Genomic DNA, 21288 nt, shown 5'->3' on the forward strand with positions numbered 1-21288 from the left:
ACGTGATCAAACGTCTCTTCGGGTGGATCGTGGGTGGCTACCCGATCCGAGTACACCCATGGCATATTAGAACAGGTTCTAATTATTCGTCACAACTCGACATACAGGGATTGCCAGTGACAATCGCCACGTCCTCCGAGCAGATCGCGGTGCGTGACAGCATCGCGTCCTGGGCACGCTCCTCCAGTGTGACCGACCTCGTCCGTTCCGACATCGACAAGCCTCGCGACCAGTGGACGCAGCTGCTTTCCCAGATCGCGGATCTGGGCGTGTTCGCCGCAGCGGTTCCGGAGGCGTCCGATGGCCTCGGCGCGGGCTTCCTCGATGTGGCCGCCATGCTCGAGCAGTGTGGGGTCGATCTGGTTCCCGGGCCGCTCGGGCCGACGGTGACCGCAGCGATCGCGCTCGCGGGTGTGGCGGGTGGGGGTGACACCGACCGGGCAGCCGCCCTCCTCCAGGACGTGCTGGTCGGTTCGGTGCCGGTGACGACCCCGGCGTCGAGTTACGTCGGGTCGGTTCTCGAACTGTCCGGCGGCGGCCTCGACCTCGGGCTCGTCGGCGGTTACGTCGAGGGCTGCGCCGTTCTGGCCAGGTTCGGAATCGCCGATCGGGAACGGTCGTGGTGGATCATCCCGCCGGGTGCCGGTGTCGCCGACGTCGCGCCGCAGACCCCGCTCGACGGCACCGCGTCGGTCAGCCGCGTGCGCGTGTCGGAGCTCGCGGTCGAGGATCTGATCGAACTCGGGGACGGGCCCCTCGTCGCGGGTCTGTTGTCGGCGACGCTCGCCGCGTATCAGAGCGGCGTCGCACGATGGGCCCTCGACACCGCCGTCGACTACGCGAAGGTCCGCACCCAGTTCGGTGTGCCGATCGGATCGTTCCAGGCGATCAAGCACATCTGCGCCGAGATGCTGTGCCGTAGCGAGCGGGTCACCGCGGTCGCCTGGGACGTGGCCTGCGCGGTCGACGACGTGCTCTCGGCCGGGGCGGACGAGCTCGCCACCGCCCGGGAACAACTCGAGATCAGCAGGCTGGCCGCCGACGTCGTCGTGGGCCGCGACCCGGTTGCCAACGCCAAGGACTGTGTCCAGGTCCTCGGCGGGATCGGCTTCACCTTCGAGCACGACGCCCACCTCTATCTCCGCGCGGCGCTCGCCGCCGCGGCGACACTGGCGAACGCCTCCGAACACGCCGCCGCACTCGCCGGACTCGGACTCGCGGGGGCGCGGCGCCGCTTCGGTCTCGACCTCTCGCAGGTCGAGGACCGACGCGACGAGGTCCGGGCCACCGTCGCCAGGATCGCCGACGCCGACCCGGATGATCGCCGCCGGCTCCTCGCCGAGACCGGCTACCTGACCCCGCATTGGCCGGCTCCGCACGGCCTGGGCGCGGACGCGGCCCTGCAGCTCCTGATCGACCTCGAACTCGACTCGGCGGGCATCGAGCGGCCCGACCTGGTGATCGGCGCGTGGGCGATCCCGACGATCCTGGAGCACGGCACCGACGCCCAGCGCGAACGGTTCGTCGCCCCGACCCTGGCCGGCGACATCGTGTGGTGCCAGCTGTTCTCCGAGCCCGAGGCGGGTTCTGACCTGGCCGCGCTACGGACCCGGGCCGAGCGCGTCGACGGGGGCTGGCGGCTGGACGGGCAGAAGATCTGGACATCGCAGGCCCACAACGCGCAGTGGGCGATCTGTCTCGCGCGCACCGACCCCGGCGCGCCGAAGAACAAGGGCATCACGTACTTCCTCGTCGACATGAGTTCGTCCGGCATCGACATCCGGCCGCTACGCGAGCTCTCCGGGCGGGCCAACTTCAACGAGGTCTTCCTCGACGGTGTCGTCGTCCCCGACGACTGTGTGGTCGGTGAGGTGAACGGCGGCTGGCGGCTGGCCCGCACCACCCTCGCGAACGAGCGGGTGGCGATGGGCGGGACCGGTCTGGGCAAGGAGATGGAGTCGCTGCTGTCGCAGGTGCGGTCCATGGATCGTGAGCTGACCGCGGAGGAGCTCTCGGCGGTCGGCACCCAGCTCGCGGACGCACATGTGGGCCGGGTCCTCGACGCGCGCGCGGCGACGAGGCAGCTGGCCGGACTCGATCCCGGCGCGTTGTCGAGCGTGCGCAAACTGATCGGCGTCGAACACCGGCAGGCGGTGCCCGATCTCGCGCTGCGCCTTCTGGGGGTCGCCGGTCTGGCGGGGTCCGAGGCATCCGACGCGGTCCTGCAGAACCGCTGCCTGTCGATCGCGGGCGGCACGACCCAGATCCTGCGCACGGCCGCTGCGGAACGCATTCTCGGTTTGCCCCGGTCCTGACTGCGGCCGAAATGCCGAAACCGCAGATAGGCGCCGATTCCGACACCCTTGCGCACGGATTCTGATACAACTAGAACAGGTTCTAGTTCTTGACGGGTTCATGGTGAGGGAGGCACAGGGTGGACTTTGCCCTGGACGGCACTGCGATCGCGGTTCGCGACGTCGCCGAGGACGTGTTCGCACGACGACAGCCCGACTGGGAGTCGACGTTCGGTGGGCACGATCCCGGGGGGACGGACGCGACCCGCGGAGGGTTCGAAGCCGAAGGCTGGCAGGCACTCGTCGACGCCGGGCTGCTTGCGTTGCCGTTGCCGGCTGCGCTCGACGGCGACGATGTCGACGAGTCGGGTCTGCTCCCGTTGTTCCGCCGGATGGGCCGCGCCGCGTCCGTGACGCCCGCGCTCGGGTCGCTGACCGCGGCGCTCGTGTTCGGCAGAGCCGACGCCCAGTCGGGCGAGGGGTCGGTGTGGTCGCGTTTCGGGAGGTCGCTCACCGGCGGGAGTTGGGTGTCGGTTGCGATCGGCGAACACGGCGACGCCCTGACCGCCACACCGCGGACGTCTGTCCGTGACGGTCGGCTCAGCGGCACGAAGGTCGGGGTGTTGCACGCCGACGGCGCCGCGCTGTTCCTCGTGGCCGCCGACGCCGGCGTCGTGGCCGTCTCGCCCGACGCCGATGGCGTCCGGGTCACACGCACGCCGACCTCGAGCGGCTGGGGCGAGTACACGGTGACCTTCGACGACGTAGCCGTGGACGACGCCGACATCGTGGTCCGCGATCTCGCGATCCTCCGCGATCGATATCGCCTCGCGCTGTGCGCCTACGCGGACGGCCTGGTCGCCGGTGCCACCCGACTGACCGCCGATCATGTCTCCACCCGTGAACAGTTCGGCAAGCCGATCGCCCTGTTCCAGGCAGTGGGTCAGCAACTGGCCGACATCTACGTCGTCGGGCGGTCGATGGAGCTGGCAACCACCGCGGCGGCCTGGCGACTGTCCGAAGGGCTCGACGCCACAACCGACCTCGCGATCGCCGCCTACTGGCTCGCCGAGGAGATCCCGCCGACCACGCGGACGATGACCCACTTGCACGGCGGCATCGGCGTCGACATCACCTATCCGCTCCACCGCTACTTCTCCCTCACCAAGGACTTGGCACGCCTGGTGGGCGGAGCGCACGTGCGGCTCGACGAACTCGCCGACATCACCGACGTCCCCACCGACGACACCCGTATCGCAGAGGTGCCCGATGTTCATTGATCTCACCCCGGAACAGCGCGCGTTGCGCGCCGAACTGCGCGAGTACTTCGCCGACCTGGTCACTCCCGACGAGGCGGCGGTGATGCTCACCGAACGCCACGGACCGACCTATCGCAAGGTGATCAAGCGGATGGGTGACGACGGCTGGCTGGGAGTCGGCTGGCCGAAGGAGTTCGGCGGCAAGGGATTCGGTGAGATCGAACAGCAGATCTTCACCAACGAGGCCGTGCGCGCCGATGTCCCGCTGCCCTCGGTCACGCTGCAGACCGTCGGACCGACGCTGCAGGTCCACGGCACCGAGGAACAGAAGCAGAAGTTCCTGCCGGCGATCCTGGCCGGCGACGTGCACTTCGCGATCGGCTACACCGAGCCCGAGGCCGGCACCGACCTCGCCTCGCTGACCACCAGCGCGGTCCGCGACGGGGATCACTATGTGGTCAACGGGCAGAAGATCTTCACCACGGGCGGCCACGACGCCGACTACATCTGGCTCGCCGTACGCACCGATCGGGATGCGCCGAAGCACAAGGGCATCTCGATCCTCATCGTCGACACGTCCGATCCCGGTTTCACCTGGACGCCGATCATCACCGCCGATGGCGCGCACCATGTGAATGCCACCTACTACCAGGATGTTCGGGTGCCGGTGTCGATGCGCGTCGGCGACGAGGGCGGTGGCTGGAAACTGATCACCACGCAGCTCAATCACGAACGCGTCATGCTCGGTCCCGCGGGCCGGATCGACGGCCTCGCGGCGCGGGTCCGCGCCTGGGCGCAGCGGCCCGGTCCCGACGGAACGGTCATCGCCAAGCACCCGGACGTGCGCCGGGCACTCGCCACCATCGACGCCTACGGTCGTATCAACGAGTTGCTCAACTGGCAGGTCGCCGCCACGGGTGAGGCCATCTCGATGGCCGATGCGGCTGCCACCAAGGTGTTCTCCACCGAACGCATCCAGGCCGTCTGCCGGATGGTCGACGAGATCATCGGGCGCTACGGCGATTTCACCGATCCGGAGACCGCGGCCCTGGTGAACTGGCTCGACGTCCAGCAGAAGCGGCATGTGGTCATCACCTTCGGCGGCGGGGTCAACGAGGTCATGCGCGACATGATCGCGACAGCCGGTCTCGGGCTCCCGCGGGCCAAGCGATGAGCGCGCCCGAACTCGCCCGCGACGGCGTCGCCGGTGACGAGGCGATCCGAGCGGCCGCGCAAGAGATCATCGACGCCGGACCGAGTGCGCCGGTGACCGGCCGGGACCCGATCAACCAGCCGATGATCAACAACTGGGTCGAGGCGATGGGCGACGCGAACCCCGTCTACACCGATGCCGGCGCCGCACGGGACGCCGGCCACCCCGGCATCGTCGCGCCGCCCGCGATGGCACAGGTGTGGACGATGCGCGGTCTCCACGGCGTGCGGACCGCCGATGACCCGCTGGGTCGCGCGAGCGAGCTCTTCGACGAGGCGGGCTTCACCTCCGTGGTGGCGACCAACTGCGACACCGTCTACCACCGCTACACCCGGCCCGGCGAAGAGGTTGCGCTGTCGGCCGAACTCGTGGAGGTGGTGGGGCCCAAGAACACCGCCCTCGGCGAGGGCTGGTTCTTCACCACCCGGAACGTGTGGTCGGTGAGGGGTGAGAACGGGACCCCGGAGGTCATCGCCGAGATGCGGTTCCGCATCCTCAAATTCCGGCCCGCCGCCCGGGCCGCGGCACCCGAGCAGGTGCCGGCCGCCGACGTTCCCGACGATCTGGACCCGGCGCGATTGCTCAAACCCAGCGCTTCCCGGGACACCGCCTTCTTCTGGGAGGGAGTGGCCGCGCACGAGTTGCGAATCCAACGTGACGGCGACGGCGTCCTGCGTCATCCGCCCGTGCCGGCGACCTGGAAACCGCGTGCGGCCGACGGCACCGTGCCCCCGACTGACTACACGGTGGCGGCCGGAACCGGCACCGTCTACAGCTTCGTCGTCCACCGCGCCCCGAAGGTGCCCGGGCGCCGGTTGCCGTTCGTGGTCGCGCTCGTCGAACTCGACGAGGGCGTCCGCATGCTCGGTGAACTCCGGGGTGTCGAGCCGGACGAGGTGTCGATCGGCATGCGTGTGCGCGCGACCTATCTGGACTTCCCGGCCGACGAGGAGAGCGGGTCCGTGGCGTGGACCCTGCACGCGTGGGAACCGGTCACGACCACGGAAGAGGAATCCGCATGACGAGCGTTGCCGCATACCCCGCGGCCGTCGGAACGACACTGCCGCCGTTGACGATCGAGGCGACACCCACGTTCGTGGTGGCGACCGCACTGGCCACGCGTGATTTCCAGGACGTGCACCACGATCGGGACCTCGCGCAGGCCAAGGGGTCCAAGGACATCTTCGTCAACATCCTGACCGACACCGGGCTGGTGGAGCGGTTCGTCACCGACTGGGCCGGTCCGTCCGCCAGAATCCGCTCGATCGCGCTCAAACTCGGTGTCCCCTGGTACTCCTACGACACCGTCACGTTCACCGGCGAGGTCACCGAGGTCGACGACGCCGGGGTGATCACGGTGGCCGTGACCGGGACGAATTCGCTCGGTAAGCACGTCATCTCGACGGTCACGCTCACCATCGGCGCCGCCGATCCCGCCGCTGGGGGATCGACCTCGGCGGGTCGAGGGGAGGGGCTCTGATGGGGTCATTGTCCGGTCAGGCGGTCATCGCCGGCATCGGTGCCACCGAGTTCTCCAAGGATTCCGGACGCAGCGAGCTCCGCCTCGCCGCGGAAGCGGTGTCGGCGGCGATCGCCGACGCCGGCCTCACCCCGGCCGACGTCGACGGTCTCGTCACGTTCACGATGGACACCAACAGTGAGATCTCCGTCGCCCGAGCCGTGGGTATCGGTGACCTGACATATTTCTCGCGGATTCACTACGGCGGTGGCGCGGCGTGCGCCACGGTCCAGCAGGCCGCGATGGCGGTGGCCACAGGTGTCGCCGATGTCGTGGTGGCCTACCGGGCATTCAACGAGCGATCGGGACTTCGCTTCGGACAGGTGAATTCGGCTGTGGCGAACCAGGAGAACTCGTCGGGTACCGAGAACGCGTTCACCTACCCGCACGGGTTGTCCACCCCGGCCGCGTTCGTCGCGATGATCGCCCAGCGGTACATGCACGACTTCGGTGCCACCAGCGAGGATTTCGGTCGGATCGCAGTCGTCGACCGTAAGCACGCGGCGGTGAACCCCGACGCGTTCTTCTACGACAAGCCGATCACCCTCGAGGATCACCAGAACTCGCGATACATCGCCGAGCCGTTGCACCTGCTCGACTGCTGCCAGGAGTCCGACGGTGGCGTCGCACTGGTCATCATGTCACCGGAACGCGCAAAAGACCTGCCGCACAAGCCCGCCGTGATCGCGGCAGCCGCGGCCGGCAGTGCTGCTGATCAATACATCATGACCAGCTATTACCGGCAGGAGCTGGCAGGTCTGCCGGAGATGGGGCTCGTCGGCCGTCAGCTCTGGTCGCAGTCGGGACTGGGGCCCGACGACATGGACATGGCGATCCTCTACGACCACTTCACCCCGTACACGCTCCTGCAGCTCGAGGAGCTGGGGTTCTGCGGGCGCGGCGAGGCCAAGGACTTCGTCCGCGAACCGGGAGCCCTCGAGGTCGGTGGTCGGTTGCCGCTGAACACACACGGTGGCCAGCTGGGCGAGGCCTACATCCACGGGATGAACGGGATCGCCGAAGGGGTCCGGCAGATCCGCGGGACCTCGGTCAACCAGGTCGAGGACGCGGAGAAGGTCGTCGTCACCGCCGGGACCGGCGTTCCGACAAGCGGATTGGTGCTGACCGCATGACAGCTGACGATCCGATGACCCCAGACGACCCTTCGAGGCTCGTCGCTATCGCTCCTCGCACCTCAGGGAGCAGATGGTCGACCGCTATCGCTCCTCGCACCTCAGGGAGCAGATGGTCGACCGCTATCGCTCCTCGCACCTCAGTGAGCAGCTGGCGAAACCCCACCAATCCACTCCGTATGTCCAAGGAGCGCGCACGATGAAGTTCAACCTCGCCGATGTCTTCGAGACCGTGGCCGACTCGGTGCCCGAGCGGATCGCGCTCAGCTATCAGGGCAGGCAGATCAGCTACGCCGAACTCGACACCCTGTCCAACCAGGTGGCACATCTGTTCGCCGGTGCGGGGCTGGGCGCGTTCGACAACGTCGCCCTGTTCCTGAAGAACAGCGTCGAGCACGTGACCAGCCTGCTCGGCCTCCTCAAGGTCCGCGCGGTTCCGGTCAACGTGAACTACCGCTACACCAACGCCGAACTTCAGTACATCTTCGACAACTCCGACTCCCGCGCGATCATCGTCGAACTGCCCGAGCATCAGCGCAGTGTCGCCGAACTCCTCGCGGAGATCCCCACCGTGCGCACGGTGTTCGTGATCGGCGACATCGTCGAGGAGCTGGCGACAGCGGCGGCCGCGCTGCCCGACGGACGCACCGTGGAGATCGTCTCCTTCGCCGACGCGGAGTCCAAGCCGGGCGGCCGGGACTTCGAGCCGCGCAACGGTGAAGAGCTGTACCTGCTCTACACCGGCGGCACCACGGGTTACCCCAAGGGGGTCATGTGGCAGCACGACGATTTCTTCCGCAAACCCCTCTCCGGCGGCAACCCCTACGGTGAAGCGCGGAAGGATCTCGACGAGATCGGTACAGCGGTCAAGGATTTCCCGCCCATCGCCTTCCTGCTTGCGGCTCCGCTCATGCACGGCGCCGCGTCGTACTCGCTGTTCACCTTCTTCACCCTCGGTGGGCGCCTGGTCATCCAGCGGGACTTCGACCCGGAGGCCATCGTCACCGAGGTCGAGAAGGAGAAGGTGAACATCATCCTCATCGTCGGCGACGCCATGGGTATGCCGCTCGTCGAGGAACTCGAGAAGCGCAAGGACGCCGTCGACCTGTCGTCGATGTTCTCCATCACCTCCGGCGGTGCGATCTGGTCGCAGCACGTGCGTGACCGGATGCTCGCGGTGAAGCCGGATCTGGTGCTGCGCGACAACTTCGGCGCGTCGGAGTCGGGCAACGACGGCGAGATCATGATGGACGAGAACGGGAACCTGAAGGTCCCGCCGACCGACCGGATGATGGTCGTCGACGAACGGCACAACAAGATCGAGCCCGGCTCGGGCGAGGTCGGTTACATCGCGCGCATCGGCAACGTACCGCTCGGCTACTACAAGGACGAGGAGAAGACGGCGAAGACCTTCCCGACGCTGGCCGACGGAACCCGGATCTCCATCCTGGGTGACATGGGCACGGTGGAGGCCGACGGGTCGATTGTCTTCCTCGGACGCGGCTCGCAGTGCATCAACACCGGCGGGGAAAAGGTCTACGCCGAGGAGGTCGAGGCAACCCTGCACGGGCATCCCGCGATCGCCGACGCGCTGGTGGTCCCGGTCCCCGACGAGCGATACGGGCAACGCGTTGCCGCGGTGATCAAGGTCGCCGACGGGGCCGACGAGCCGTCGCTCGAGCAGATCCAGGACCACTGCCGCGAGAGTCTCGCCCGCTACAAGGTCCCGCGCACCGTCGTCTTCGTCGACGAGGTCAAGCGGACCCCGGCCGGCAAAGCCGACTACCGATGGGCCAAGGCCGCCGCCGCGGCGCACGAGACCGCCCCGGTCTGATCAACCCTCGAGTGCGAGACGCACTCCGAGCCCGATCAACGCGACTCCGCCGATCGCTTCGACGCGACGGCGGATTCGTGCGCTCTGGAGCCATCCCGCGATACGCCCGGCGGCGCCCACCAGCACGGTGAAGTACGCCGCGGTCAGTGCGATGTAGATGGCCCCCAGCCCGAGGGTCGTCCATCCCATCGCGTAACCGTCCGGCACGAAGCCGGGCAGGAGGCTGATGAACAGGATGCCGATCTTGGGGTTGAGGATGTTGGTGAGCAGTCCGGCGGTGAACCCGGAGAACAGCAGGCCTGCCTTCCGCCCCGCGGGCGGCACGTCCCGGTGAGCCGCGGCGAGGTCGGGCGCGGCCCGTAGGAGGGCGCGGACCGAGCTGATGCCCATCCACACCAGGTAGCAGGCACCGACGATCTTGAGGATCTCGTACCCGGTCTCGCTGGCCTGCAGCAGTGCCGACAGACCCAGCACGGCTGCGGTGACCCAGGCCATCAGACCGCACACGATGCCGGCGGCGGTGCGCAGTGCCTCCGGGCGTCCACCGCGCACCACCCCGCGCAAGACCACCAGCGTGTCCGGACCCGGCAGCAGCACGATCAGCGTCGCGGTGACGACGAAGGACAACAGTGCGGCGAGCATGTGGTCATGGTAAGAATCCGCGCGAGTTGTGGCGCGCCGGGTCCGCTCAACCACCGACAGGCGCGAACCGCAGCACGGCCCAGAGAGCGACCACCGCGACGACGAGCGTCGCCGGCACGGTGAGGGCGCCGAGTCGGAGGTACTCACGTGAGGTCGGGGCGGCCCTGCCCTCGTGCGACCCGTCGCGATGCATGATGTCGCGCCACAGGAGGTTGGCCAGCGATCCGAAGTAGGCGAGGTTGGGGCCCAGGTTGACGCCGAGGAGCATCGCGAGAACCAGGCCGGGGTCGTGGGCCACGAGTGGGATGAGCAGCAGGGTCGCCGGCAGGTTGTTGACCAGGTTGGCGAGGATCGCGGCCAACGCGGCGACCGCCAGCAGCGCGACCAATGTGGATTCGCCCGGGATCAGCCCGCCGATCCAGTCGCCGATCGGGCCGGTCCGGACCGGGAGGATGACGACACCGAGCACAGCCACGAATCCGAGGAACGGGATGTTCAGGGCGGTCAGGGTCTCCCGCAGGGTGGACAGCGGGGCAATGAGCAGTCGCGGCACCGTGAACACGACCGCACCGACGCCGGCCACCGCGGCCAGCGGGATGCCCAGCGGTTCGGTCACGACGAAGGCGACCAGCAGCAGGCCCAGCATCGCCAGCATCAGGGTGGGGCGAGGAGGATCCTCCGCCGGTTGCTCGTCGAGGCTCGAACCGGACGCAGGACCCGTGCGTGCGAGTGAGTCGGCGAAGTAGACCCGGAAGATGAGGTACTCGACGACGATCGCGGCCACCCACGGCGCCAGCATCACGCCGGTGAAACCGAGAAAGCTCAGCCCGGTCGCGGAGAACGCCAGGAGATTGGTCAGGTTCGACACCGGCATGAGCGTGGACGCCGTGTTGGCCAGGTGAGCGTTCGCGAACGCCACCGGGGTCACCCGCGCACCGATCCGCCGCGCGGTGGCCACGGCAACCGGCGTCAGCAACACGATCGTGGTGTCGAGGCTGAGCACCGCGGTCGTCACCGCCGCCGCGAGGAAGACGATGCGTAACAACCGATGTGGTGAGGCCCGGCTCCAGCGGGCCAGGAGCGACCCGATCCAGGTGAACACCCCCGCCCGGGCACAGGCATCGGCGACGACCAGCATCGCCGCCAGGAAACCGATCGTCGGCGCCATCGTGGTGATCTCGTCCGCGGCCTGCCCGAGGTCGGCGAGACCGAGCGCGATCAGCAGCCCGGCAATCGGCGCGGCCACCACCACGGCCGGGATTCGCTGAGCGACAACGGTCGCGACGATCACCACGAGCAAGGCGGCGACGCCCACCACGGTGCCGGCGACGCTGTCCGCGGTGAGTACCACCGGGACAGGCTACGTGACCCGGTAGCCGGTGTCGGTGTCAGTCGCGGGCGAAGGTGTCGTCGCGCTCCTGGCCGGTTTCATCGACGGTCGGCGGCACCTCGACCACGCGCCGGGGCGTCAGCCACAGCAAAGCGACCGAACTGACCAGCATGATCGCGCCCAGGACCAACGACGCGTGCTCGAACGGGACGTAGAAGGCATCCCGGCTGCCCTCGGCGATGGCCTCCGCGAGCTCGGCGGCCTGACCGGACAGCCTGTCCACGACGACCGTCGACTCGGCGAGGGATCGCTCGATCAGCGTCCCGGCCTGCTCGGCCTCGGCGATCATGGCCTGGCCGCCTGCGGTGTCGCCGGCGGCGATGCGCTGCTGACCGGCCGCGGTCAGCTGATCACGGGCCAGCTGCGCGGTCTCGCCGATCCTCGACTGATACCCCGCGGCGACGATGCTGCCCGCGATTGCGATACCGATCGCCGCGCCGATCTCGCGGGCGGTGTCGTTCACTGCCGAGCCGACGCCCTGGTTGTCGAGCGGGGTGTTGGACATGATGGCCGTGGTCGCCGGCGCTGATGCCAGGCCGATGCCCACGGCGATCACCGCCACGACCCCGGCCAGCGCCCAGTAGCTCTCGTATCGGAACGAACCGAGGAGGATCAGCCCGACACCCGACAGCACGGCGCCGCCGGCAATGACGAACTTGAGTGAATCCAGGCGCACCGCAAGCCAGTTCGCGATCAGGGTGGTGATGCCGACCCCGGCCACGAATGGCATCAGGGCGAGGGCGGACTGCAGCGGGGTGTAACCGAACACCAGCTGTAGCAACTGCAGCAGCAGGTAGAACATGCCGAACGATGCCAGGAACTGCACCGCGACCGACAAGGACCCCGATCCGAAGGCGCGGTTGCGCAGGAGCCGGACGTCGAACAGCGGGAACTTCGACCGCAGTTCCACGACGACGAATGCCGCGGCGAGCGCCACGCCGCCCACGATGCCGACCAGGACCAGCGGATCTGCCCAGCCGCGGTGCGGCGCCTCGAGGAGTCCGAGGACCACGCCGGTGATGGCGAGGACCGAACACAGGGTTCCCGGGATGTCGAAGCGGCTGGGGTCGCTGTCCTTCGAGGTCCCGATGGTCAGGCACAGACCGGCCGCGACGGCCGACGACGCAGCGAAGGTGATGAAGATCGAGTGCCATGAGAAGAACTCGAGGAGCAGGCCGGTGACCAGGAAGCCGGCGATGGCGCCACCGCCGGCGATTGCCGACCAGATGCTGATCCCGACTGCGCGTTGACTTTCGGGGATACCGGACGTGATGAGTGACAGCGTGGTCGGCATGATCAGCGCCGCTGCGGCGCCGGCGAAGCATCGCGCGAGGATCAGTTGCGTCGGGCTGTCGACCCAGATGGCGACGAGGGACGCGAGACCGAACAGCAGGAGGCCCACGATCAGGACTTCGCGGCGTCCCAGCCGATCGCCGATCGCTCCTGCGGGGAGCAGCAGCGCCGCGAGCGCGAGGGTGTAGCCGTCGACGATCCAGGTCATCTGACCGGCGTCGGCGCCGGTGTCGATCGCGATGTCGGGCAGGGCGGTGTTGAGGGCCGCCATCGCGGCCACGACCATGCTGACCGACAGACAGGCGACGAGGACGAGCCAGGCGGACCTCGCGTCGAGGCGGATGGCAGACGGTAATCTCATTCGGCGTCCTGCGCTTTCGGGGTCTGCGTGCGGCGAAAGGCGCCGGGCCGTGGTCGGCATCGTGTTGCGATTTCGTTATCGCGACACGCTATGTGGGCGCCGACGCTACTCGCGTAACTTGTGACACATTTATCACTGCAGTACCGATACCGGGCGAACGCGAGACCGCGCCGGTCCCCGTTCGCCCCGGACAACCGAAAGTGGTGACAGGTCATGGCCTCACCCCGAATCGCACGAACCCCCGCCGCTGCTACTCCCGCCGTCGCGACCCCGGTCGCGTCGCCAGACGTCGCCCCGAACGGGACCGAGATCTCGCCCGCCCGCGTCCATGTGTGGCGTGTGCTGTCGATGCTCGCCGCACTCATCGGCGTCGTCGTGGCCCTCGTGGCCATCGCGTCGTCAGCGGTCTGAGACTCCTGACCGCCGACGACGCGCGCACCGACTCCTAGGCGGCGTGCCGCTCGACTGCGGCACCGAGGCGCGGCAGTGCCGCGATGACGTACTTCTTGCCCTTGCCGCGTAGCGAGTTGTACGCCTTCGCCAGCGCGGGCTTGGCGGTCTGTGCCTGCTCGTCGGTGACCGACAGCAGGGCCTCGGCCGCGGCATCGCCATTGGCCGAGAGGTGATCGCCGAAGGCGACACCGGCAGGCTTGGAATCCCAGAACGGCGCGAGCGCCTTCAGGAAGTCCTCGGCCATCTGATCGGTGGCGCTGTGCACGACACCGGGCTTCACCTTCTGCACCGCGGAGTAGGCGGTCTTCACAGCAGCGCCGCTCAGACCCGACTGGTCGGCCACCTCGGCATCGATGACACCGACGAGGTCGGTCACCAATGCGCTGCGGTTGTCGGCGAGTAGGGGCGTCAGCGAATCGCTCATGGGCGTCTCCTCGGGGATATGCGACGTGGAACCTGCGGGCCGCCTCGCGGTCCGCGTGTGTAGCGTACTGGCCCCTCGAGACAGCGTCTCCGGGCTGCGTCCGAGTCGTCGTGGCTCCGGGACTCAGCGACGTTCGCAGATCACATTGCCGAGGGCCTTCGCGCCGTCTCGTTCGACGACGGTGGCGGTGGCCAGCAACCGGGAGCCGTCTTCCCAGATCTCGACCGCGAGGGTCTCGCCGGGGAACACGACGCCCGCGAACGATGCCGAGTAGTCGGCGACCGCGGTCACGTCGCCGCCGAGGACGTCGTCGACGATCGCGCGGCAAACGGTGCCGTAGGTGCACAGGCCGTGCAGGATCGGCCGGGGAAAGCCGGCGCGGGAGGCGAACTCGGGGTCGGAGTGCAGGGGGTTGCGATCGCCACACAGCCGGTAGAGCAGAGCTTGCTGCGGGAGCGTCGCCACCGTCAGCCGATGGTCCGGCGCGCGATCGGGGTAGTCGACCTTGGACGACGTACCGCGTTCACCGCCGAAGCCGCCCTCGCCCTTGGCGAAGATCGACGAGCGCGAGGTCCAGAGTGTCTGACCCTCGTCGTCGGAGGTCGCCGATTCCTGCACGATCACCGCCGCCGAGCCCTTGTCCTGGATCTCGGCGATCCGGGTGCGGGTGGTCGCCTTACCGCTGGCCGGGAGGGGCCGGTACGCGGTGACCTGCTGGCTGCCGTGGACGACCTTGGCGAGGTCGATGTCGATGCCGGGGAACGAGACCTTCGGGGGTTCGGTGGTGTGGAAACCGGCGGCCACGGTCGCGAAGGTGGGAAGCAGCTTCGGCGTCGAGTCGTGGATGTACTCGAGCCCGGTGGTGTCCATCGGGTCCGAAGCGGCTCCGACCGCGAGGTTGTACAGGGCGGCGTCGGAGGCCGACCACTCGAAGCTGACCTCGGGCAGTTCGGCGCCGAGGGCGACGGAGAGATCGATGGGCATGGCTCAGACTCCCGTGGACGCGGTCGCCTTGGCGGCGATGTCGGTGGCGGCGAGGTAACCGAAGACCATCGCGGGTCCGATGGTCGCTCCCGGGCCGGCGTAGGTGTGTCCCATGACCGGCGCGCTGGTGTTGCCGGCCGCGTACAGGCCTTCGATGACCGATCCGTCGGCCCGCAGCGCGCGACCCGAGGCATCCGCGTTCAGACCGCCCTTGGTGCCGAGATCGCCCGGGACCATCTTGACCGCGTAGAACGGGCCCTTGCTGACCTCACCGAGGCTCGGGTTGGGCTTGTTGGTGATGTCGCCGTAGTAGTGGTCGTAACCGCTTGTGCCACGGCCGAAGTCCTCGTCGACACCCTTGCGGGCGAAGCCGTTGAACCGCTCGGTGGTCGCGGTGAGTGCGTCGGCCGGTACACCGATCTTCTCGGCGAGCTCGGCGATGCTGTCGGCCTTGACGACGACACCCGACTCGTACCACTTCTTGGGCAACGGCTGTCGGGCGTTGATCCCGGCGAAGAGGTAGCGGTTGCGACACCGCTGGTCGAAGACGAGCCACGACGGCACGTTCTCGCCGGGACCCTCGCCCTGGCCGAACTCTCCGCCGTACATCTGGTGCACCGCCTCGACGTACGGCAGGGACTCGTTCATGTAGCGCTGTCCGCGTGTGTTGACCATGAACGTTCCCGGGACCGCTCGCTCCGACAGCGCGAACCACGGACCGCGCGGCAGCGGGATCGTCGGACCCCACCAGGCGTCGTCCATCAGGGATACCGCAGCACCGATCTTGAGGCCGGCGGTGATGCCGTCGCCGGTGTTGGTCGGTGCGCCGGTGGTCCACTCCGAGCCGATCGGATCGCGCTGGTACTTCTTGCGCATCTCGTCGTTGTGCTCGAACCCGCCGCAGGCGAGGATCACGCCGTGGCGGGCGCGGATCTCGACGCGCTTGCCGTCGGACTCGGCGATCACTCCGACGACGCGGCCGTCTTCGGTGATGAGGTCGGCGAGGCCCGTGTTCAGCCGGATCGGGACGCCCGCCTCGCGGACACCGAGAAGGAGCTCCGCGGCCAGCGCGGCGCCCATGGCGATCAGCTTCTTGCCGCGACTGCGGGCCCAGAAGAACCGGCTGCCGACCTTGGCCATCCGCAGCGGACCGCGCCAATGACGCAGGCCGGTGTTGAGCCAGCGGTAGTCCGACTGCAGCACGACCATGTTCAGGGGTGCCTTGGTGTACTGCGGGTGCAGGGTCTTCAGGTCGTCCCCGAGGCGACGCGCGTCGAACGGGCGCGGTTCCACCGAGCGGCCGCCGATGCGGCCCCCGGGTGCCTCCGGGTAGTAGTCCGAATAGTTCTTCACCCACTCCAGGTCGAGGGGCGCATGTGCCATCAGGAAGTCGAGGGCCTCGGGCCCGCGGTCGATGTAGGCGTCGATGCGATCGGCCGGTGCGTGTTCGCCGATGATCGCGTGCACGTACTCGCGTGCCTTGTCGGGGGTGTCGGTCACGCCGTCACGACGCAGCACCGAGTTGTTCGGGATCCAGACGCCGCCGCCCGATCGCGACGTCGAACCGCCCCAGTACGGCGATTTCTCGATCAGGACCGTCGACAAGCCCTTCTGAGCTGCGGTGATCGCCGCGCTCAGGCCCGCGCCGCCGGCGCCCACGACGACGACGTCGAAGGTCTCGGGTCCAGGGGTCTCGGGTTGGGTACTGGTCTGTTCTGGTTCGGTCGAGCCGGCCATGGGGTCCCCTTCGTGCGCGCAGGTGGAACGTGTTCTACCTGAATTAGAACACGTTTCAGAAATGGGGCGCCAGGGGTGCACCCCGTTCCCGTCGACCGTGCACCCGTTTCCGTCGACCGTGCGTTCGGATCCGTCGACTGTGCGCCGTCGATCATCCAGTGTGCGTTGGGAGGGCCGGCGGTGATGTCCCGTTCAGCGGACGACGGTCTGTCGTCGGGCCGAACCCGCTGATTCGATGACGTGAGCCCTTCCATGGGGTCGCGCAGAGGCCGTGGTGGATGCGCGAAACGATTCGACAGGAGTTTCATGTCTCCCTCAACCAATGAGATCCGTGATGCTGTTGCCGGGTACGTAGCAACAGTCAGCACCGGTACGTCGGCCGAGATCGCCGCGTTGTATGCCGAGGATGCGACGCTTGAGGATCCGGTCGGCTCCGAGATCAAGGTCGGTCGAGCGCAGATCGAGAAGTTCTACAGCGCGCTGGACTCCATCGATTCGACTGCGGAGTTGCTGACCGTCCGATCCGGCGGGTTGACCGCGGCCTTCCACTTCCGCGTCACCTCGCATCTGCCCGGCCAGACGGTTGTCGTGGAGCCCATCGATGTCATGACCTTCGATGACGATCTCACGATCACGAGCATGCGCGCGGTCTGGGCGCCCGAGGACGTCATCGCCGGCCAGCAGTGACGATCCCCGGCGGTCCTTTGCCGTACATCGCCAGTGCCGGGCTCCAGGATCCACGAGGCACACTCCCGTGGTCTGGACACCAAGGAAGCAATCATCGAGGGCTTCTCGCGGTCGGGTCCGGTCGTCGTCGCAGCGGCGGCGATCATGGCCGCAGTTTTCGCGGGATTCTGCTTGAGCGGCGACAGCCTCGTCGGCTCCATCGCTCTCGCGCTGACCGTCGGTGTACTCACCGACGCATTCGTCGTGCGGATGCTGATCATGCCCGCAACGCTCGCGCTGTTCGGCAACCGGTCGTGGTGGCTGCCGGCCAAGCTCGACCGATTGCTCCCGAGGATTGATGCAAAAGGTCTGTCGATCGAGGACTCCGACACAGGTGACAGACTCCGAAAGAACCCGGTGGACTCGACAATCGGTGGATAGACCCGATCCGTCATCATGGCTTGGGCCGGCGATCGCATCGCCGGCCCAAGCCCTCCGGTCAGCGCCCGAAGGTGGCGACCGCGTTGTCGATCACGACTCCCTGAGGTCCGGACACGACGAACCCGTCTGTCGGGGAGTCGGTGACGTCGATTCGAAGCTCGTCGCCCGGAAGAACCACCGACCGGAAACGTCCCGAGAGCGAGGCCAGATCGGCGGGATGAGCGCCACGATGCCGCGCCAGTGCCACGACCGAGGTGGAGAGGGTGGCCAGGCCGTGCAGGATCGGACGGTCCTGGCCGATCGCACGTGCGGCCGCCGGGTCGATATGGATTGCGTGACGATCCCCGCACAGTCGGTAGAGCGCCGCTGCGTTCTCAGCGGTGCGCACCGAGGTTGCGGGTGAGAGTGCCTCGGCGACAGCCACACCCGGCCCGCGGTCGCCACCGAAACCGCCGCAACCCGGGCGAAGATGGACCACACGGCGGTGAAGTGATCACAGCTCACCCTGACGTCGAAGATCGCCGCCGAACCCTTGTCCCACACGTTGTCGACTCGTGCGGAAAGCGTCGCCTGACCCGCGGGCGGCAGCTCGTCGTGGACGATGAGCTGCTGGGAGCCGTGAAGCGACGTCCCGACGGGAAACGCTCCCTGTGAGCCGAGCTCGTCCGGGGCCCACTGACCGAGGGTGAGTCCGAAGGTCGGGAGCACGCGGAGCTCCCGCTCGTACACGAGGTCGAGATCATCGGCGCGCGCACCGACAGCCAATGCGAACAAGATCGCGTCGCGTTCGTCCCAGTGCACGGTGCGCGAGCCCAGATCGCGACCTATCCAGTCGACTGCCGAGTGTGTCGAAGTTGTCATCACGGTCCCTTTTCGTTGTCCTAAAGCGCTATTCGCCTACGGTCTCGTCGATTCCCTCAGAAGATCAGGAGCCGCAGATTCTGGGCTACACAGGCCGGTTCGGTCTCACCCTCGATCTCAACCCTGGTGGTGATGATCAGTCGGACGCCCTTCGGTGTTTCCTCGACCGAGGTGAACACCGCGTTCGCGCGGACACGAGCGCCCACTCTGACCGGGTTCGGAAACCGAAGGCTGTTGATTCAGTAATTCAGTGTCAGCCTCGGACCTTCGATCGCGAAGATGCCTCCGATCAGCGACGACAGCAACGACATGGTCAGATTGTCGTGTGCAATGGTGGTCCCGAATGGGCCCGCCGCCGCCCTGTCTGGATCGACATGAATCCATTGGTGATCGCCGGTCGCGTTCGCGAACGCATCGATGCGTTCCTGCGAGATCTCCAGCCAGGCGGTGGGACCGAGTTCTTCCCCGATGGCCGATCTCATCTCGTCGAGGCTGGTGAACGTTCGCATGGGCGGGTCACCCTTCCGATCCCGAGCTGTTGCTGGTCAGTTGTCAGCGTGATTCGAAGCGAGATCACGGTGGGCAGCGCCTACCGGTCTCGGCAATGTCAGCGCCATCAGCAGCCCTGCCACCGCGACTGCGGCGATGAAGAGGTAAACCGTGGTGAATCCGGACGAGTCGTAGAAACTCGCGCCCTCGGCCACCACGGCTATGTGAGAGTTGTTCAGTACCGCGAATACCACCACGGTGATGACGGCAGTGAACACTCCTTGGTTCACCGACATCACGCTTGCCGTTGTCGCCTGGTGTCTGGGATCGACGAATTCGATGAGGAGATTGGGGACGGATGCGTATCCCATTCCCTGCCCGAATCCGCATAGTCCGGCGCCGATCACGATGGTCAGCAACGAGTGATGGTCGACAGCCAACAATCCGAATCCGCACGCGCTGAGCGCAAGCCCGACAACAACAGTGAGGCGCGGACGAAGGCCGCGCGTCACCAGCCAGCCGACGAGTAGACCGCCCACCACAATCGCGATGACGACGGGAAGTTTGTAGATGCCGTAGGTCGTGGTGTCGTAACCCCAGCCATATCCCAGTTGGAGGGACGGTGGAGTCATGATCAACAGCGGTAGCAACACGCCGGTGAGTCCGGAGACGCCATAAACCACACCGGCGATCAACGTCGTCAGCAGCACGGGTCGTCGCGCGAGCACGTATGTGTCGATCAGCGGCTCGGGCAGCACGCGGGAGGAGATGAACCATCCGCACAGAAGGGCGATTCCGCCGAGCAGGAACGCCAGCGTCGGGCCCGATGCCCAACCCCACGAAGGGCCGAAACTCACTGCAACGAGAACGCCCGCGATACCGGCGCCGAGCAGGGCGGCCCCAGTCGTGTCGACTCGCGCGTGCACGCGCACCGGAGATTCCGGGACCATCAGGCGCACCAGGGCGGCGGACGGCACCATTGCGCACAACATGAACCAGAAGATGCTGCGAAAACCGAAGGTGTCTATCAGCCAACCGGTCAGAAACGGTGCGGGAATCGCTACGAGTCCCAGGCCGCTGGTGACGATACTGATGGCAAGAGGAACGGTGCGGGCCGGGAACACATCGCGGATGAGTAGGTAGCTCAGGAACATGCACGGGACGAAGAAGCCGAAGAGGGTACGTCCGGCAACCATCATCGCGTAGTTTGCCGCCACCGCCGAAACCAGTGCGCCCAGCGCGGCGATCGCCATAGAGACAAGCAACATCAATCGTTTGCCATGAAGGTCCGCGAGCTTGGCCACGATGGGCGACACCACTGCGCCGGCCAGCATGAACGCTGTCACCATCCACGCTGTTTGCGTGGTCTGGAAGCTGCGACTGATGGCGGGTAGCGCTGTCGAGACCATCATGTAGGAAATGGAGCAGACCTCGAGGAGTGCCACGATCGCGGCGAGCCCTAAGCAGACTCGAGGCGACCATCCCGGAGCTCGCCAGGAATTGACGACTGCGGGTTGAATCTGACTGTTGTTGTCTGAGTACGGAAGTGACGACACGGATTGGCCCTCCGCTTTGTCGGATGAGGAGAATGACATCGTGCTGGTGACCAGTGCATTCGATCGCGGGGGACGGTCGGCGTCGAGCGACACTTCCGCTGACCGGGACAGGACTCGATGCCGAAGTCTGCGCTGCGAGAACGTCGTTCGTTTTCTCCCGGTGACCGGACACCGGGGCCGCGGCGAGCGGACCTCCGGAAATAGCGTCCGACGTATGGCAAACACATGGACAAGACAGGAACTCGAAGACGCGTATCAGACGTGGTTCGCCACCATCAATCGTGCGGGTTCGGGGGAGGGGAGCTGGCGGGACTTCCTCGACCTGTTCACCGACGATGTCGTCTATCACGAGCAGATGGCGGGGGAACTGAAGGGCAAGGAGGGAATCTGGGCGTGGGCCGAACCGAGCCTCGCGACGTTCCCGGGCTCGCACACCGAGAGCTTCCCCGAGTACTGGCACGTCATCGACGAGACCAACGGGACGATCGTGGCGCGACTCGACAACGTGATGAGAGATCCCGGTGACGGAAGTCGCTTCGATGCACCGCACATCAGCGTTCTCACCTACGCGGGAGACGGGAAGTTCTCGCAACAGCGGGATGTCTATGACGTCACGAGTTTCCTGGATCTGATCAAGGCCTGGGGCCGGCGGGCGATGGAACTCGGCACCTTCGACGACGAACAGCGAGCGTGGTTCGCGCAGGTCTACCCCGAGACCGTCCCCGACTGAACGGTTCCA

18 protein-coding genes and 2 pseudogenes are annotated in these 21288 nt (G+C 67.2%); 11 read left to right on the top strand and 9 right to left on the bottom strand.

Annotated features, from left to right (window positions below):
• The first annotated feature begins 116 nt into the window (after positions 1-116).
• The 7 genes from ACFW3F_RS01845 to ACFW3F_RS01875 all read left to right on the top strand — a co-directional run bounded on the left by ACFW3F_RS01845 (position 117) and on the right by ACFW3F_RS01875 (position 9252).
• Complete coding sequence (locus ACFW3F_RS01845; RefSeq protein ID WP_388053737.1) at positions 117-2315, top strand: acyl-CoA dehydrogenase family protein; 2199 nt, start codon at positions 117-119, stop codon at positions 2313-2315.
• A gap of 119 nt (positions 2316-2434) precedes the next feature.
• Complete coding sequence (locus ACFW3F_RS01850; protein ID WP_388053739.1) at positions 2435-3574, top strand: acyl-CoA dehydrogenase family protein; 1140 nt, start codon at positions 2435-2437, stop codon at positions 3572-3574.
• Positions 3564-4727 (top strand): acyl-CoA dehydrogenase family protein, encoded by a 1164-nt coding sequence (locus ACFW3F_RS01855; RefSeq protein ID WP_388053741.1) that lies wholly within the window; start codon positions 3564-3566, stop codon positions 4725-4727. The genes ACFW3F_RS01850 and ACFW3F_RS01855 overlap by 11 nt, the downstream gene beginning before the upstream one ends.
• Positions 4724-5788 (top strand): bifunctional MaoC family dehydratase N-terminal/OB-fold nucleic acid binding domain-containing protein, encoded by a 1065-nt coding sequence (locus tag ACFW3F_RS01860; RefSeq protein ID WP_388053743.1) that lies wholly within the window; start codon positions 4724-4726, stop codon positions 5786-5788. Before ACFW3F_RS01855 ends, ACFW3F_RS01860 begins: the two co-directional genes overlap by 4 nt.
• A complete protein-coding gene (locus ACFW3F_RS01865; RefSeq protein ID WP_388053745.1) occupies positions 5785-6246 on the top strand; it encodes a MaoC family dehydratase in 462 nt (153 codons plus the stop codon). The genes ACFW3F_RS01860 and ACFW3F_RS01865 overlap by 4 nt, the downstream gene beginning before the upstream one ends.
• Complete coding sequence (locus ACFW3F_RS01870) at positions 6246-7418, top strand: lipid-transfer protein (RefSeq protein ID WP_388053747.1); 1173 nt, start codon at positions 6246-6248, stop codon at positions 7416-7418. The genes ACFW3F_RS01865 and ACFW3F_RS01870 overlap by 1 nt, the downstream gene beginning before the upstream one ends.
• A gap of 199 nt (positions 7419-7617) precedes the next feature.
• Positions 7618-9252: an acyl-CoA synthetase gene (locus ACFW3F_RS01875; RefSeq protein WP_388053749.1), complete on the top strand. Its 1635-nt coding sequence runs from the start codon at positions 7618-7620 to the stop codon at positions 9250-9252.
• Here the strand turns inward: ACFW3F_RS01875 and ACFW3F_RS01880 are convergent, their stop codons facing one another.
• The 3 genes from ACFW3F_RS01880 to ACFW3F_RS01890 are packed head-to-tail and all read right to left on the bottom strand — an operon-like array spanning position 9253 to position 12938.
• Positions 9253-9894 carry a LysE family translocator gene (locus ACFW3F_RS01880; protein ID WP_388053751.1) on the bottom strand — a complete coding sequence of 214 codons (642 nt, stop codon included), beginning with the start codon at positions 9892-9894 and terminating at the stop codon, positions 9253-9255.
• A 46-nt stretch (positions 9895-9940) separates the two neighbouring features.
• Positions 9941-11245: an SLC13 family permease gene (locus ACFW3F_RS01885; protein ID WP_388053753.1), complete on the bottom strand. Its 1305-nt coding sequence runs from the start codon at positions 11243-11245 to the stop codon at positions 9941-9943.
• A gap of 37 nt (positions 11246-11282) precedes the next feature.
• Positions 11283-12938, bottom strand: coding sequence for an MFS transporter (locus tag ACFW3F_RS01890; protein ID WP_388053754.1), 1656 nt, complete (start codon positions 12936-12938; stop codon positions 11283-11285).
• A gap of 213 nt (positions 12939-13151) precedes the next feature.
• Between ACFW3F_RS01890 and ACFW3F_RS01895 the strand changes: the two genes are divergently transcribed.
• Entirely contained in the window at positions 13152-13349 is a 198-nt protein-coding gene (locus tag ACFW3F_RS01895) for a hypothetical protein (RefSeq protein ID WP_388053756.1), read from the top strand.
• A gap of 34 nt (positions 13350-13383) precedes the next feature.
• On the opposite strand, the gene ACFW3F_RS01900 is transcribed toward ACFW3F_RS01895, so the two are convergent.
• The 3 genes from ACFW3F_RS01900 to kstD form a co-directional block, all read right to left on the bottom strand.
• Entirely contained in the window at positions 13384-13815 is a 432-nt protein-coding gene (locus tag ACFW3F_RS01900) for a DUF6918 family protein (RefSeq protein ID WP_388053758.1), read from the bottom strand.
• 123 nt (positions 13816-13938) lie between these two features.
• Positions 13939-14799, bottom strand: coding sequence for a MaoC/PaaZ C-terminal domain-containing protein (locus ACFW3F_RS01905; RefSeq protein ID WP_388053760.1), 861 nt, complete (start codon positions 14797-14799; stop codon positions 13939-13941).
• A 3-nt stretch (positions 14800-14802) separates the two neighbouring features.
• A complete protein-coding gene (kstD, locus tag ACFW3F_RS01910; protein ID WP_388053768.1) occupies positions 14803-16536 on the bottom strand; it encodes a 3-oxosteroid 1-dehydrogenase in 1734 nt (577 codons plus the stop codon).
• Positions 16537-16842: 306 nt separating this feature from the next.
• Here kstD and ACFW3F_RS01915 point away from each other — a divergent pair, with 306 nt between their 5' ends.
• Positions 16843-17223 carry a nuclear transport factor 2 family protein gene (locus ACFW3F_RS01915; RefSeq protein WP_388053770.1) on the top strand — a complete coding sequence of 127 codons (381 nt, stop codon included), beginning with the start codon at positions 16843-16845 and terminating at the stop codon, positions 17221-17223.
• 33 nt (positions 17224-17256) lie between these two features.
• On the top strand, positions 17257-17643 hold the full coding sequence (locus ACFW3F_RS01920; RefSeq protein WP_388053772.1) for an MMPL family transporter: 387 nt from the start codon (positions 17257-17259) through the stop codon (positions 17641-17643).
• A 58-nt stretch (positions 17644-17701) separates the two neighbouring features.
• On the opposite strand, the pseudogene ACFW3F_RS01925 reads toward ACFW3F_RS01920, so the two are convergent.
• The 3 genes and pseudogenes from ACFW3F_RS01925 to ACFW3F_RS01935 all read right to left on the bottom strand — a co-directional run bounded on the left by ACFW3F_RS01925 (position 17702) and on the right by ACFW3F_RS01935 (position 20438).
• Positions 17702-18504, bottom strand: a pseudogene (locus ACFW3F_RS01925) (MaoC/PaaZ C-terminal domain-containing protein).
• A gap of 56 nt (positions 18505-18560) precedes the next feature.
• Positions 18561-19013: pseudogene (locus tag ACFW3F_RS01930) on the bottom strand (MaoC family dehydratase).
• A gap of 36 nt (positions 19014-19049) precedes the next feature.
• The gene (locus tag ACFW3F_RS01935; RefSeq protein ID WP_388053774.1) at positions 19050-20438 is read right to left on the bottom strand and encodes an MFS transporter; all 1389 of its coding nucleotides are present in this window, start codon (positions 20436-20438) and stop codon (positions 19050-19052) included.
• Between the two features lie 325 nt (positions 20439-20763).
• Between ACFW3F_RS01935 and ACFW3F_RS01940 the strand changes: the two genes are divergently transcribed.
• On the top strand, positions 20764-21279 hold the full coding sequence (locus ACFW3F_RS01940; RefSeq protein WP_388053776.1) for a nuclear transport factor 2 family protein: 516 nt from the start codon (positions 20764-20766) through the stop codon (positions 21277-21279).
• Positions 21280-21288 lie beyond the last annotated feature (9 nt).

This window comes from Gordonia sp. NPDC058843 (genome assembly GCF_042743165.1).
Lineage (GTDB): Bacteria > Actinomycetota > Actinomycetes > Mycobacteriales > Mycobacteriaceae > Gordonia.

What these genes read in the sequence shown, in the direction of transcription:
- ACFW3F_RS01855 (WP_388053741.1), top strand. Translation starts at nt 3,564, where the DNA reads ATGTTCATTGATCTCACCCCGGAACAGCGCGCGTTGCGCGCCGAACTG.
- ACFW3F_RS01860 (WP_388053743.1), top strand. Translation starts at nt 4,724, where the DNA reads ATGAGCGCGCCCGAACTCGCCCGCGACGGCGTCGCCGGTGACGAGGCG.
- ACFW3F_RS01865 (WP_388053745.1), top strand. Translation starts at nt 5,785, where the DNA reads ATGACGAGCGTTGCCGCATACCCCGCGGCCGTCGGAACGACACTGCCG.
- ACFW3F_RS01870 (WP_388053747.1), top strand. Translation starts at nt 6,246, where the DNA reads ATGGGGTCATTGTCCGGTCAGGCGGTCATCGCCGGCATCGGTGCCACC.
- ACFW3F_RS01875 (WP_388053749.1), top strand. Translation starts at nt 7,618, where the DNA reads ATGAAGTTCAACCTCGCCGATGTCTTCGAGACCGTGGCCGACTCGGTG.
- ACFW3F_RS01880 (WP_388053751.1), bottom strand. Translation starts at nt 9,894, where the DNA reads ATGCTCGCCGCACTGTTGTCCTTCGTCGTCACCGCGACGCTGATCGTG.
- ACFW3F_RS01890 (WP_388053754.1), bottom strand. Translation starts at nt 12,938, where the DNA reads ATGAGATTACCGTCTGCCATCCGCCTCGACGCGAGGTCCGCCTGGCTC.
- ACFW3F_RS01895 (WP_388053756.1), top strand. Translation starts at nt 13,152, where the DNA reads ATGGCCTCACCCCGAATCGCACGAACCCCCGCCGCTGCTACTCCCGCC.
- ACFW3F_RS01900 (WP_388053758.1), bottom strand. Translation starts at nt 13,815, where the DNA reads ATGAGCGATTCGCTGACGCCCCTACTCGCCGACAACCGCAGCGCATTG.
- ACFW3F_RS01905 (WP_388053760.1), bottom strand. Translation starts at nt 14,799, where the DNA reads ATGCCCATCGATCTCTCCGTCGCCCTCGGCGCCGAACTGCCCGAGGTC.
- kstD (WP_388053768.1), bottom strand. Translation starts at nt 16,536, where the DNA reads ATGGCCGGCTCGACCGAACCAGAACAGACCAGTACCCAACCCGAGACC.
- ACFW3F_RS01915 (WP_388053770.1), top strand. Translation starts at nt 16,843, where the DNA reads ATGTCTCCCTCAACCAATGAGATCCGTGATGCTGTTGCCGGGTACGTA.
- ACFW3F_RS01940 (WP_388053776.1), top strand. Translation starts at nt 20,764, where the DNA reads ATGGCAAACACATGGACAAGACAGGAACTCGAAGACGCGTATCAGACG.